Below are 13527 nucleotides of genomic sequence, written 5' to 3'. Positions count from 1 at the left end.
CCGAGGAACACTCCATGAGCCCGATGCTGACCCTGCGCCGCTACAACCACGACCTGCTCGCCCACAGCCACGACCACGCCCAGCTGGTGTTCGGCCTGAGCGGCAGCCTCGAATTCGAGGTCGGCGGCATCGGCGCGCGGGTCGAGCGGCAGAACCTCGCCGTGGTCCCGCCGGGCGAACACCATGCCTGCGGCAGCCCGCGCGGCAGCCTGTGCCTGGTGCTCGACGTACCCGACGACGCCTGGCTGCAACGCACCCTCGGCGGTCACTTCGACGCCAGCCGTCGCCTGCTGGAGAAACCCGGCGCCCTGCAGCTCGACCCCGCCCAGAGCCAACTGGTGGGCTGGCTCGCCGCCAGCCCGATCGATGACCCGGTGATCGCCACCCAGGGTGTCGGCCTGCTCCTGGCCAGCCTGGTGGCACCGAGCACCACACCGGCGTCGGAGCAGAACACATTGCCGCTGACAGCCCTCGACGCCTACATCGACCAGCACGCCGCACGCCCCCTGCAGGTGGCCGACCTGGCCCGGCTTTGTGGGCTGTCGGTGGCGCGCTTCCACAGCCGCTTCCTCGCGGCCACCGGGCAAACGCCCATGGACTACCTGCGCACCCGGCGCCTGCTCCAGGGCCGCCGCCTGCTGCTGGAGTGCAGCCTGAGCGTGGCCGAGATCGCGGCCCAGGTGGGCTACAGCTCGCAGAGCGCCTTCACCGCTGCACTATCCCGCGAGTTCGGCACCACCCCGCGCGCCCTGCGCCGCCAGCGCGGCTGACGCGAGGGCCGCGACGAAAGCCGCGAGTCCCGCGACAGACAAGCCACCCCGCCGCCCTCTAGACTGCGGCCATCGTCAAACAAGGGGGCTGTATGTCATCGACCATCGAATGGGCGGATTTCGAGCGCGTTGAACTGCGCGTCGGCACCGTCGTATCCGCCGCACCCAACGTCAAGGCCAACAAGCCGGCCTATGTGCTGGAAGTGGACCTGGGCGAGCTGGGGGTGAAGACCTCCAGCGCGCAGATCACCGCCCACTACGCCGCCGAGGAGCTGGTCGGCCGCCAGGTGCTGTGCGTCTGCAACTTCGCACCCAAGCGCATCGCCGGGGTGCGCTCGGAAGTGCTGGTCACCGGCGTCCACGATGCCGAAGGCAAGGTGGTGCTGGCCGGCTTCGACAAACCGCTGCCCAACGGCGCGCGCCTGGCATGAACGAACGCAACGCGCTGCTCGCCATCCACCTGGGCGCCCTGCTCTTCGGCCTCTCCGGCATCTTCGGCAAGCTGGCGGAAACCACGCCGGTGGTGATCACCCTCGGCCGCGCGCTGTTCGCGGTCATCGCCCTGGCGCTGTTCGCCCAGTTCGCCGGCCGTGCCCGTGGCGGCGCGCCGGTACTGCGGCAGATTCCCCTGCTGCTGCTCGGCGGCCTGCTGCTGGGCGGGCACTGGGTGCTGTTCTTCCAGGCGGTGAAGATCGGCGGCGTGGCCATCGCCACCCTGGGCTTCGCCAGCTTCCCGGCCTTCACCCTGCTGCTGGAGGGGCTGCTGTTCCGCGAGCGCATCCACCTGCGCGAGTTCGTGGTGGTGGCCCTGGTCAGCCTGGGCCTGGTGCTGGTGACGCCGGACTTCGACTTCGCCAGCGACGCCACCCAGGGGCTGATCGCAGCCATCCTCTCCGGCCTGCTGTTCTCCCTGCTGTCACTGCTCAACCGCGCCAGCACCAAGGGGCTGGACCCGGTGAAGGTGGCGCTGTGGCAGAACCTCTGCATCGTCGTCTGCGTGCTGCCCCTGGGCTGGGCGGTACTGCCCACGGTGCGGGCCATCGACTGGCTGTGGATCGCCATGCTCGGCGTGCTCTGCACCGGCCTCGCCCACAGCCTGTTCGTGGCCAGCCTCAAGGTGCTCAAGGCGCGCACCACGGCGGTGATCTTCGCCCTGGAGCCGGTCTACGGCATCGCTTTCGCCTGGTGGCTGTTCAGCGAGGAGCCCTCGCTGCGCATGCTTGCAGGCGGCACGCTGATCATCGCCGCCATCGCCTTCCCGGCGCGCAAAACCAACGCGGTGAAGCCCGCCGAAGCGGCGAGCTGACGGTAACCACCGGAAGCCCGGACTGAAGTCCGGGCTACGCACCGCCCCCTGCGCAGCCCGCCGTTTTCAGTTCACGCTGTATCCACGCCCCATCAGGCAGGCGCCCAGCGCGCGGCGGTAGCGGTCGGTGCTGTCGCTGCCCACCGGGCGGGTGACGGTGGCCGGGTCGAAACCGCTCTGGGACACCGCCCAAGTGTGGCACTCATAGCGGTCGCGGCCCTGCTGGTCGACGCTCTGGCCGTTGGCCGGGTAGGCGATCACTTCATAGCTGACGGCGGCGTTGCCCTGGACCACCGCGGGCGGCGTCACCACTTCGTAGCGCTGCACATTGGCGTTCCACAGGTAATAGGTGCCGGCGGCGACGAAGTACAGCGCACTGCCGATCCACAGTTCGCGGGCGCCGGACGGCAGGCCACGGTCGTGCCCACCGCCACCCGGGCCCGGGCCCCAGCCACCCTGCCCGCCCGGGCCGGGACCACCGCCATGGCCGCCAGGGCCACCCTGGCCGGGGCCGGCGAATAGCGGGGTGGACAGGCCGAGCAGCAGTGCCAGCGCCAGGGTTGTTTTCAAGGACATCATTCACCTCGTGCAATACGGCCGTAGGGTTCGCGGCCTCTGGAGGGAATTATTCGCCCGGCGCCCCCGGGCGAGCGTCAGCCCTGTGTAAATCCGGGGTAAACGTCCTGATACACGCCCGCCTCAGGCCCGCTCCTGCTCCAGCAGCCAGCGGCAATAGCGCGCCACGCCGGTCTCCAGATCGAGGAAGCCCTCGCCGGCACCGGCCTCGCGCAGCAACTCGATGTCTGCCTGGGTATGGCTCTGGTAACGGCCCCGGAGCACGGCGGGGAAGTCCTCGTAGTGCAACACGCCCTGCTCGATCAGCGCGGCCAGGCCCAGGGGCGGCCGATCCTCCTCGGCGCGCAGGGCATTGACCACCGCCATGGCCACCGCATTGAAAGGCCGGGCGACGCCAGTGCCGAGGTTGAATATGCCCGAACGCTGGGAATGGTCGAGAAAGTGCAGGTTGACCCGCGCCACGTCCTCCACCGACACGAAGTCGCGCTGCTGCTCGCCAGCGGCGTAACCGTCGCAGCCGCCGAACAAGCGTACCCGCCCCTCCGCCCGGTACTGGTGGAAGCAGTGCAGCGCCACCGAGGCCATGCGCCCCTTGTGCCCTTCGCGCGGGCCATAGACGTTGAAGTAGCGCAGCCCCACCACCTGGGCGCGGGCATGGGGCAGCAGGCGCCGCACGCGCTGGTCGAACAGCAGCTTGGAGTAGCCGTAGACGTTCAGCGGCAGCTCGTGCTCGCGGCCTTCACGAAACACCTGGCCCGCGCCATAGACGGCCGCCGACGAGGCATAGATGAAGGGCAGGCCGCGGCGCTGGGCGGCATCCAGCAGCTCGCAGCTGTAGCGGTAGTTGTTGTCCATCATGTAGCGCCCGTCCGCTTCCAGGGTGCTGGAGCAGGCGCCCTGGTGGAACAGCGCGCGGACCATGCCGAACTCGCCGGCGGCGAAGCGCGGCACGAAGTCGCGCTTGTCCAGGTAGTCACGGATCTCGCAATCGGCGAGGTTGCGGAATTTGTCGCCTTCGGTCAGGTCGTCGACGGCGATGATGTCCGTCTCGCCGCGCTGGTTGAGGGCCTTGACCAGGTTGCTGCCGATGAAGCCGGCGGCACCGGTGACGATGATGCTCATGACGGCGCTCCAGGGACGTGGAAGTACCGTCAGGCTATGCCTGCGTGATCAGCCCGCCGTTGACCTGGGGCAAGGCCGCTCAGGGGCGGTCGTTGTGGCCCAGGTCACGCGTCGGATCGATGCAGTCACGCACCCGCTGCTTGAGCACCTTGGCCTCGGGGAAGCCGCCGTCGGCCTTGCGCTCCCAGATCTGCTCGCCGTCGCAGGTGATGCGGAACACACCGCCAGTGCCCGGCTCAAGGGCCACCCGGCCGAGGTCGTCGGCGAAGGTGCTGAGCAGCTCCTGGGCCAGCCAGGCCGCGCGCAGCAGCCATTGGCACTGGGTGCAGTAGGTGATGACGATCTCGGGCCTGGAGCTGGACATGACGGGACTCGGTGGCGGCGTGCGGGGCGCCTATAATAGCGGCCTTTTTCCTCCCCGCCTGACCAGGGATGCGTTATGCGCCGCGTGCTCGTTTTCCTCGCCCTTATCCTCCTGCCACTGGCCACCCTGGCCGACCAGGCCCACCCACGCATCGGCCTGGTGCTGTCCGGTGGCGCCGCACGCGGCCTGGCCCATATCGGCGTGCTGCGAGCCCTGGAAGAACAGGGCGTGCACATCGACGCCATCGCCGGCACCAGCATGGGCGCGGTGATCGGCGGCCTCTACGCCTCGGGCTACAGCGTCGACGAACTGGAAAAGCTGGCCCTGGCCATCGACTGGCGCCAGGCGCTCTCCGACGCGCCCCTGCGCGATGACGTCCCCTTCCGCCGCAAGCAGGACGACCGCGATTTCCTGGTCAAGCAGAAGCTCAGCTTCCGCGACGACGGCAGCCTGGGCCTGCCGCTCGGCGTGATCCAGGGCCAGAACCTCGCCCTGCTGCTGGAAAGCCTGCTGGTGCACACCAGCGACACCCGCGACTTCGACCGCCTGGCCATCCCCTTCCGCGCCGTGGCCACCGACATCTCCACCGGCGAGAAGGTGGTGTTCCGCAAGGGCCACCTGCCCCAGGCGATCCGCGCCAGCATGTCGATCCCGGCGGTGTTCGCGCCCGTGGAGGTGGACGGCCAGCTGCTGGTGGACGGCGGCATGGTGGACAACATCCCGGTGGACGTGGCCCGGGAGATGGGCGTCGACCTGGTGATCACGGTGGATATCGGCACCCCGCTGCGCGGGCGCAAGGAGCTGCTCACCGTGGTCGACGTGCTCAACCAGTCGGTGACCCTGATGACCCGACGCAACTCCGAGGCGCAACTGGCCACGCTCGGCCCGGACGACATCCTGGTGCAGCCGCCGCTGGCAGGGTTCAGCGCCACCGACTTTGGCCGGGCCCGGCAGATGATCGACGCCGGGTACCGCGCGGCCACCATCCTCAAGCACCGTTTCGCCCCGCTGGCGCGCCAGCACGGCCAGCACGAAGCGGAACTGGCCGAGGCGCGCCAACCGGTGGAGCGTCGCCCGGTAATCGCCCGCATCAGCGTGGAGAACGACTCCAAGGTGGGCGACGAGGTGATCCGCCGCATCATCCGCCAGGAAACCGGCCAGCCCCTGGACCTGGAGCGCCTGCAGAGCGACATGGGCACCCTCTACGGCCTCGACTACTTCGAGCAGGTGCATTACCGCGTGGTCAAGCGCAAGGATGGCAACACGCTGGTGATCAACGCCCGCGGCAAGCGCACCGGCACCGACTACCTGCGCCTGGGCCTGAGCCTGGACGACGACATGCGCGGCGGCAGCACCTTCAACCTGGGCGCCAGCTACCGGGTCAACGGCATCAACAAACTCGGCGCCGAATGGCTGACCCGCGCCCAGATCGGCAGTGACCAGGAGCTCTACAGCGAGTTCTACCAGCCGCTGGACTATGGCTCGCGCTACTTCGTCGCGCCCTATATCGCCGCCGAGGCGCAGAACGTCGACGCCACCCTGGACAACGACCCCATCGCCGAATACCGCCTGCAGCGCTACGGCTACGGCTTCAACATCGGCCGGCAGATCGCCAACAACGGCGAGCTGCGCCTCGGCATCGGCCAGGGCTGGGGCGATGCCGACGTGCGCATCGGCGACCGCCGCCTGCCCAGCTTCAGCTTCAGCGAGGGCTACTACGAGGCCAAGTACTCCTTCGACACCCTCGACAACGTCGACTACCCCCACGAGGGCGAAGACATCAAGCTGACCCTGCGCCAGTACGACCCCGAACTGGGCTCGGACGATCGCTACCGGCAGTGGGAACTGAGCCTGGACAAGGCCCTCTCCAGCGACGCCAACACCTTCGTCCTCGGTGGCCGCTACGGCCGCACCCTGGACAGCGCCGAGGTGGTCACCTCCAGCTTCCAGCTCGGCGGCGCACGCCAGCTCTCGGGCTTCCGCGAGGATTCGATCTCCGGGCAGAACGTCGCCCTGGCCCGGATGGTGTACTACCGCCGGATGACCCAGCGCTCCTTCCTGCCGCTGGACTTTCCCTTCTACCTCGGCGCCAGCCTGGAGCGCGGCCGGGCCTGGAACCACGACAACAGCTTCGACAGCGGCTACATCAACGCCGGCAGCCTGTTCATCAGCTTCGACACGCCCCTGGGCCCGCTGGACTTCAGCTACGGCCTCAACGACGTCTCCGAGCAGGCGCTCTACCTCAAACTGGGCCGGGTGTTCTAAGCACCCGACTCACTTACTTCCCTGCAGGAGCGAGCTCTGCTCGCGAAGCGCTGCCGGGCAATACGCGCCGTGATCAGCCATGAAAAAGCCCGGAACAGTGTCCGGGCTTTTGGGTGTTGCGTGAGCAGTCAGGCGATCTTCGCCAACAGCTGGCGGGCCTCCTGCTTCTGCTCTTCGTCACCGCCGTCGATCACCTCGTTGAGGATGCTGCAGGCGCTTTCGATGTCGCCCTGGTCGATGTAGGCCAGCGCCAGGTTGAGCTTCATCAGGTTTTCCTGCCGTGCGGCCAGGTGGTCCAGGTCATCGCTGGCTTCCAGCGGGTCCTCGAAGTCGAACGACAGCTCGTCCAGCTCCTCGGCCTGGGGCAGCTCCGGCAGTTCGAGGCGATCGGCCTGCTCCAGGTCGTCCAGTTCGAACACCTCGGGCATGTCCTGCAGGTTGCTGCGGAAGGCCGGGTCAACGTGGTGATGCACCGGCTCGGGCTTGCTGCCCGTCGCCTTGGTCTTGGGCGCCTCGGTCTTGAAGGGGCTGAGGCTGTCCCAGTCGGCATCCAGGGGCAGGTCGTCGAGGTTGAGCTGGAATTCATCGGTCAGCTCATCATCACGCACCATCAGCGGCTCGGCCGGCTGCAGGTCCGGGGCCTGGTCACCGAGGACGAACTCCGGCTCCTCGAACATCGGCTCGGCCTTGCGGCCCTGGTCGATGCCGGGATAGCGCGCCTTGATCGGGTCGATACGGGCCGAACCAACGCCCATCTCCAGCAGGTTGCTTTCCTCGATGGCGAAGCCGCTCGGGTCACGCAGTTCACCCAGCACTTCCAGCAGGCGGAAGCGCAGGTCGGTGCGGTTGGGCTCCTGGACGATGGCACTGCGCAGCGCGCTCTCGGCATCGTTGAAGCGGCCATAGGCGATGTAGATGTTGGCGCCATCCAGGGAATCGCTGGACGGGCGTACCGTCGCCAGGGTGGGTTGCGGCCTGGGCGCGGGAGCCGCCACCGGTGCAGCGGCAGCGGCGACCGCCACCACCGGCTCGGGGCGGGCCTGGGGCACAGCGGCGATACGGGGGCGCTCGGCCGCCACGGCGACGGCCTCGGCCGGACGCACCTTGGGTTTGACCACCGGCTCAGGCGCCTCGGGGCGGGTTTCCTGGCGGCGACGCAGCAGTGCCACGGCCAGGACGAACAGCAGCAGGATGCCGCCGATGATCATCAGCGCGCGGGACCAGGTGTCCAGGCTGTCCGGCTCTTGCACCGCCACATCGGGCGCCGCGACCGCCGGCGTGCCCTGCTGGGTCGCCTCGGCAGCCGGCTCGGCCGGAGCCTGTGGAACGGCGTTGTCGACAGGGGCGGGGCTTTCGCTGGGGGCAGGCTCCTGGGCTGCTTGCGGTGCGACCGGGGCGCCATCGTCCAGCGGGGGCAGGTTGGTTGCATCGGCGACCGGCGCATCCGCCGGGGCGGTGGCCGTTAGCGGCGGCAGCCCGGCATCGGCGGACGCCTGCTGGACACTGTTCGGACCGAGCGCGCTCTGCAGGCGCGCCAGCTGAGCGTCCTTCTGCTCCATCTGCCGTTGCAGGGTTTCCAGCTTGAGCTGGAGGTCGGCGATGTCCTGGCGCAGTTGCAGGCGTTCGTTCTCGCTGTTGACCAGTTCGGTGTCGACGCGGCGCTGCACCTCGGCGATCTGCTGGGGCAACGGCGCCGGCTGGCTCGGGGTGCCGGGGGCGGACACAGGGCCGGGGGCGCTGCCGACCATGGCCTGGCCGGTGGTGCCGGCATCGTTGGCCGCTGCATTCGCAGCGGCGCCCATCGACACGGCGGCATCGGGCAGCAACAGGCTCTGGCCCACGCTCAGGCGGCTCGGGTCGCCATTGGCGAAGGCGCTGGGGTTGAGGGCGTGGATGCCGTTCATCATCTGCGCCGTGCTCATGCCGCTGCCGGCGCTCTGGCGCTGGGCAATGGCCCAGAGGTTGTCGCCCTTGACCACGGTGTAACGCTTGCCCTGGGTGGCGGGCGGCGCCTCGGTCGGGGCCGGCTGGCTGCTGGCGGCGCTGCTGCGACGGTTATCCCGTTGGGCAGCGGTGTTGCCCAGGGGCGCGGCCACCGGGTTGTAGGCGGAGGCTTCCGGCGGGTCCAGCAGCAGGGTGTATTCACGCAGCAGGCGGCCATTGGGGCGGGCCACCTCGACGATGAAATTCAGGTAGGGCTCGCGCACCGGCTTGTTGGAGACCACGCGGATGTGACCGCTGGCGCCACGGATCATCGGGCTGAAGCGCAGGTCGTTGAGGAACAGGACGCGGTCGACGCCGGCACGCTCGAACACATCGGCGGGGGCCAGGCTGATCTTGATGTCGCTGTCGGTCAGGTCGCCGACGTCGAGCAGGCCGATGTCAGCCTCGAGCGGCTGGTTCAGCGCGGAATGCAGGGTGATTTCGCCCAGGCCTATGGCGGAGGCCAGGCTGGAATAAAGGATAGGTCCCGATGCAAGCGCAAGCAGGATCCTGTTGACTCGAGCCATGTGCCCTCCCCCGGTCATGCCGGCTCGAACGCCACAGCCGCCTCCCTACGATCCTGAGTCCATGGAGGGGCGAAAACGGGCGTCGGCATTGAAAGAAAACGCGTCGGGCGGCGATCCCTGGAACCCAACTGAAAATAAGTATGGATGCAATTTCCCAGATTGCCCGGCGTAGAGGCCTTGGGCCATCAGGCAGGTGGAATCCTACCGCAAGTTCGCCATGAAAGTGACGGAAATCACACCTTTACTGAACATTTATAGAGCTTCGTCAGCCTTTTGTCGCGCGCACGCCCCACGCAGGCCACACCGCCAGGAGGAAAAGCCCGGCGACCAGCCAAAAGGTCTGCTGGAAGGCCAGTGCCTCGGCCTGCAGGTCGCCGCCGCCGGCGTGGTAGCGCCACTCCAGGAAGAAGGTCATCAGATTGACCCCGAAGGCTCCGCCGAGCTGGCGCACGAAGGTGATGGCGCCGGCGCCCAGGGCAAGTTCCTCGGCACTGAGCACGTCCAGCGAACCGGTGCTCAAGGCCGGCAGCAGCAAGCCCAGGCCGAGGCGGCCGAGGCAGGCCCAAAAGCACAGCACAAGGAAGGAGGCGCCGCTGTCCACCAGGCCCAGCCCCAGGGATGACAGGGCGAACACCAGCAGCCCGGCCACCAGTAGCAGCGCGGCGGAAAGCTTGTCGCTGAGCCAGCCGCCCACGAACGACGCCACGCCCAGCACCACCCCGGTGGGCAGCAGCAACAGGCCCGCGCGGCCGGCGCTGTAGCCTTCGACCGTCTGCAGGAACAGCGGGATCAGGTAGGTGGAGCCGTAGAGCCCGAGGCCGAGGATCAGCGCCACCCAACTGGCCTTGCGGAAGGCCCGGTGGCGCCACAGCGCCAACGGCAGCAAAGGCCGTGGGCTGGCGCGGCTGCGCAGGACGAAGCCCAGGGTTGCGCCCAGGCCCAGCAGCCCGGGGATCCAGCAGCTCGGTGCCAGCCAGCCGAAGCGCTGGGCTTCGGCCAAGGCGCCGAGCAGCGCGAACAGCGCCACGCTGAGGAACAGGAACGCCACGAGGTCGACGCCCGGCGTGCTGCGGTCGCGCTCCGAGGGCATCAGCCACTGGGCGCCCACGGCCGCCGCCAGACACATGGGCAAGGGCAGCCAGAACACCGCCTCCCAGCCGAAATGGTCGATCAGGTAACCGCCGATGGTCGGCCCGAGCGTCGGCGCGATCATCACCCCGAGCCCGTAGGTGCCCAGCGCCATGCCGCGCCCGCCTTCGGCGAAGATGCGGAAGATCAGCACCATGGCCAGCGGCTGGATGATCCCGGCGCAGGCCCCCTGGACGATGCGCAGGGCGATCAGCTGCCAGGCGGAAGTGGCCGCCAGGGCCAGCAGGGAGCACAGGGTGAAGATCAGCAAACCGCCCTGCACGGTACGGCGCGCACCGAGCCGCGACTGGGCCCAGGCGGCGAGCAGCAGTCCGGCGGTCATGGAGGCGAGGAACCCCGTCGCCAGCCATTGCGCCAGCGGCCGGCCGATGGCGAAGTCGGCCATGATCGCGGGCAAGGCCACGTTGATGCTGGTGGACGCGAGGATCATCGCCATGCTGCCGACCATCAGCAGCCCCAGCAGCAACTGCGGGTAACGCGGGCCGTAGCGCGCGTGCAGGGCCTCGAGGTCCTGCATCAACGCCGTTCCAGGTTGGCCAGTATCCGCGCGTGTACCTGCTGGCAGCGGCGCAGTTCCTCTTCATCGATATCGGTGAAGACCTCCCTGCGCAGCTGGTTGGAGATGGCCTCGATCTTCTCGATCAGCGGCCGTGCCTTGGGGCACAGGGTGATCTTCTTGGCGCGGCGGTCCTCGGCGACGGCCAGGCGCTGCACCAGCCCCTGGGCTTCCAGGCTGTCGAGCAGCCGGGCCAGGGTCGGGCCCTCGACGCCGACGCTCTGCGCCAGTTCACGCTGGGTGGGGAGTTCTTCGAAGCGAGCGAGATGCAGGAGAACCAGCCAGCGAGCCTGGGACAGGCCGAGGTCGACGAGCCGGCGATCCAGCTCCGCACGCCAGGCCCGCGACATCTGCGCGAGCTGCATGGCAAAGCGGTGTTGATCGGTATGGGACATTGAAACGGACTCTAACTGCCTAAACTAATAATTAGCGAGCTAACCATAGGCGACAGCCGGGAGCAAGCGCAGCTTTGTATCTACCACTTCACATATTGGTCTTCGACGAAGCCCCAGAGCCCATCGATGCTCACGGGCGCCCGGCCGTGGGGGCGCAGCACGCCGTCGAAGCGGCCGAATATCTGCTTGAAGTTGCTGGCGATGAAGCCCAGGTTCAGGCGCTCCTTGTGCAGGCCGGTGCCGGTGAAGCGCAGCTCCACCTGGCCGTCGTTGGAGGTGATCAGCCACTGCTCCAGCGGCCGGTCGCGATCGAAGGCGAAGCGCACGCAGTCCACCTTGATCAGCTCGCCATCGATCCAGAAACAGTTCTCGGTGAAGCTGGTTTCGTTGACCCCGCAGGACAGGTTCACCCCCACCCGCTGCCCCTGGGCCTCACCGGACAGGCAGGCCCAGTTCCAGAAGGTCTCCGGGCGCATGTAGCCGGCGGACCAATCGTGGTGGGCGAAAGCGCCGATGGCCTGCAGGTCGAAATCACCCAACGCGCTGCGCACCTCGCCCCGGCAGGTGACCCCCGCCACCTTGCGCGCATAGACCCAGCCGTTCACGGCGGTGGGCGTGCACAGGCTCATGGGCTGGAAGGCCGGCTCGTCCTCGGAGAAGCAGGCGTCGATGTGGGTACCGTCGTCCAGTTCCACCCGCAGGCGCTTCTCCTTGGGGTTCGGCGAATTCTCCAGGCGCAGCAGGTTGCGGCCCTGGCGCAGTTCGCAGACGCCCTCGTCCGGCACCTGGGAAAAACGCGTGCCCATGCCCAGCGGCAGCTTGAACTGGCGCTCGATCATGCGCCCGCTGGCCGGGTGGAACAGGTAGACGAAGCCGATGCCGGCCAGGCTCAGGTTGGCCAGGGCGCAGCCGCCGATGAGCTGGTCGCTGATCAGGCCGAAATACTGGAACTGATGGAAGCGCCGCCACTTCGCCAGGGCCCCCAGGCGACGGCCCATGGGCGAGCGGAAGTCGAAATCGCGGTAGTTGACCAGGCCGGGAGTGCCGTCGAAAAGTCCGTAATGCGGCTGGCCGCCAGCGCCGATCAGCTTGTCCATGGGCAGGGCTCGTCAGGTGGGAAGGCGCGATCCTAGCATCGCCGTACCAGGGCACGCAGTCACGCAGCGCGCCACCGCGAGCGACGAACTACGCCACCACCTGGTTACGCCCGAACGCCTTGGCCTCGTAGAGCGCGCGGTCGGCGTGCTCGTAGAGTTCGTACAGCTGGCCCAGGGGCATGTCGTTGCCCGGGAAGATGCAGGCCAGGCCGATGGACATCGTCAGCACCTCGGCCACCTGCGAGCCCTCGTGGCGGATCGCCAGGCCCTCCAGGGCCGCGCGCACGTTCTCCGCGCACTGCCGCGCCTCCGCTTCCGGCGTGCCATAGAGCAGCACCGCGAACTCCTCGCCCCCCAGGCGCACCGCCATGTCCAGCGGCCGTCGCGCGGCATCTTCCAGCACCCCCGCCACCCGCTGCAGGGCGTGGTCGCCGCCCTGGTGGCCGTAGAGGTCGTTGTAGGCCTTGAAGTGGTCGACATCGCAGAGCATCAGCGCCAGCGGCAGCCCCTCGCGCTGGGCCTGGCGCCAGACGCGCTCCAACTGGCGGTTGAAGCTGCGCCGGTTATGCAGCCCGGTGAGGCTGTCGTGCTCGGCCAGCACCCGCATCAGCCGGCTGACGAGGAAATGCTCCCGCGACTTGAACTCCAGCAGGTAGCAGCCCACCGCCCCCACCAGGTTGCCGAACACCAGGAACAGCAGGTTGTTGACCAGGCGCGGCCAGGGCAACCCGGCCCAGAGCTCCAGCGCCACGTAGGCCACCAGGATCAGCAGTGACACCAACAGCGCTTCGCCCAGGCGCAGGCCCACCACGAAATAGGCCGCCATGCACACCAGCAGCAGGCCTTCATAGGGGAATGACGGGTCGACCCGATGGGCGATGGCCACCACCGCCGCCGCCCCCACGCCCAGGGCGCTGACGCACACCAGGCTCAGGGGCACCAGCAGATGAACATGGCGCCGCTGCAGGATCAGCAAGCCGCAGACCACCAGCAGCACCAGCACCCCCAGGCGCACGGCAAGCATCCACCAGCGTTCGGCGCTGGCGATCAGGTGGAAATCGAGAAAGGCGAAGGCCAGCCAGATGGGCAGCCCGATCAGCAGCGCGATGCGCTTGAGGTCGAAGGTCTGCTCGAGGAAGTAGTTGCGGTATTCCTGTTCCAGCGGTCGGACGAAACGCAGTTGCCGGAAGCCCAGGGCGAGCTGGTCGGCATAGGGATTCGGGCGCACTTCGTCCAGCCAGGCGTTGAGTGTCGACACTGCCACCTCTTCTTATTTGAGCCGGGACCTACTGCCGCGCCCGGCCTTGCAGCGTCAGGACAGGAGTACATCGCCGCCTACCTCACGTAGACGAAGCGCCCTCACGGCCCTGACCCTCACGGCACCGGCGGCGACCTCACATCGCCGGCCGGAAGCCTT

General features: G+C 68.3%; 12 protein-coding genes. 4 read left to right on the top strand and 8 right to left on the bottom strand.

The annotated features are described in order from the left end of the window. Positions 1-14: 14 nt before the first annotated feature. From ACXI0U_RS05140 to ACXI0U_RS05130, 3 genes are all read left to right on the top strand, one after another. Entirely contained in the window at positions 15-770 is a 756-nt protein-coding gene (locus ACXI0U_RS05140) for an AraC family transcriptional regulator (protein WP_431483825.1), read from the top strand. 92 nt (positions 771-862) lie between these two features. Further along, positions 863-1201 carry a tRNA-binding protein gene (locus ACXI0U_RS05135; protein WP_021221145.1) on the top strand — a complete coding sequence of 113 codons (339 nt, stop codon included), beginning with the start codon at positions 863-865 and terminating at the stop codon, positions 1199-1201. Next, positions 1198-2076 (top strand): DMT family transporter, encoded by an 879-nt coding sequence (locus ACXI0U_RS05130; RefSeq protein WP_431483824.1) that lies wholly within the window; start codon positions 1198-1200, stop codon positions 2074-2076. The genes ACXI0U_RS05135 and ACXI0U_RS05130 overlap by 4 nt, the downstream gene beginning before the upstream one ends. A 66-nt stretch (positions 2077-2142) precedes the next feature. On the opposite strand, the gene ACXI0U_RS05125 is transcribed toward ACXI0U_RS05130, so the two are convergent. The 3 genes from ACXI0U_RS05125 to ACXI0U_RS05115 form a co-directional block, all read right to left on the bottom strand. Continuing rightward, the gene (locus tag ACXI0U_RS05125; protein WP_431483823.1) at positions 2143-2652 is read right to left on the bottom strand and encodes a hypothetical protein; all 510 of its coding nucleotides are present in this window, start codon (positions 2650-2652) and stop codon (positions 2143-2145) included. Between the two features lie 123 nt (positions 2653-2775). After that, positions 2776-3774 carry an ADP-glyceromanno-heptose 6-epimerase gene (gene rfaD, locus ACXI0U_RS05120; protein ID WP_431483822.1) on the bottom strand — a complete coding sequence of 333 codons (999 nt, stop codon included), beginning with the start codon at positions 3772-3774 and terminating at the stop codon, positions 2776-2778. Between the two features lie 79 nt (positions 3775-3853). Next, positions 3854-4138, bottom strand: coding sequence for an Rdx family protein (locus tag ACXI0U_RS05115; RefSeq protein ID WP_021221141.1), 285 nt, complete (start codon positions 4136-4138; stop codon positions 3854-3856). Positions 4139-4213: 75 nt separating this feature from the next. On the opposite strand from ACXI0U_RS05115, the gene ACXI0U_RS05110 reads away from it, so the two are divergent. Further along, a complete protein-coding gene (locus ACXI0U_RS05110; RefSeq protein WP_431483821.1) occupies positions 4214-6403 on the top strand; it encodes a patatin-like phospholipase family protein in 2190 nt (729 codons plus the stop codon). 128 nt (positions 6404-6531) lie between these two features. On the opposite strand, the gene ACXI0U_RS05105 is transcribed toward ACXI0U_RS05110, so the two are convergent. The 5 genes from ACXI0U_RS05105 to ACXI0U_RS05085 form a co-directional block, all read right to left on the bottom strand. Further along, positions 6532-8913 carry a motility hub landmark protein FimV gene (locus ACXI0U_RS05105; RefSeq protein WP_431483820.1) on the bottom strand — a complete coding sequence of 794 codons (2382 nt, stop codon included), beginning with the start codon at positions 8911-8913 and terminating at the stop codon, positions 6532-6534. A 265-nt stretch (positions 8914-9178) separates the two neighbouring features. Next, positions 9179-10579 (bottom strand): DHA2 family efflux MFS transporter permease subunit, encoded by a 1401-nt coding sequence (locus ACXI0U_RS05100; protein WP_431483819.1) that lies wholly within the window; start codon positions 10577-10579, stop codon positions 9179-9181. Then, positions 10579-11013 (bottom strand): MarR family transcriptional regulator, encoded by a 435-nt coding sequence (locus ACXI0U_RS05095; protein ID WP_021221137.1) that lies wholly within the window; start codon positions 11011-11013, stop codon positions 10579-10581. Before ACXI0U_RS05095 ends, ACXI0U_RS05100 begins: the two co-directional genes overlap by 1 nt. Before the next feature lie 80 nt (positions 11014-11093). Next, complete coding sequence (locus ACXI0U_RS05090; RefSeq protein ID WP_431483818.1) at positions 11094-12110, bottom strand: DUF2804 domain-containing protein; 1017 nt, start codon at positions 12108-12110, stop codon at positions 11094-11096. An 88-nt stretch (positions 12111-12198) separates the two neighbouring features. Then, on the bottom strand, positions 12199-13368 hold the full coding sequence (locus tag ACXI0U_RS05085) for a GGDEF domain-containing protein (RefSeq protein WP_316925117.1): 1170 nt from the start codon (positions 13366-13368) through the stop codon (positions 12199-12201). Positions 13369-13527: the final 159 nt, after the last annotated feature.

The sequence above is a fragment of the Pseudomonas sp. C9D1 genome, from assembly GCF_056491235.1.
Note: the sequence above shows the minus strand (reverse complement) of the source record. Positions and strands in the feature narration are given on the sequence as shown.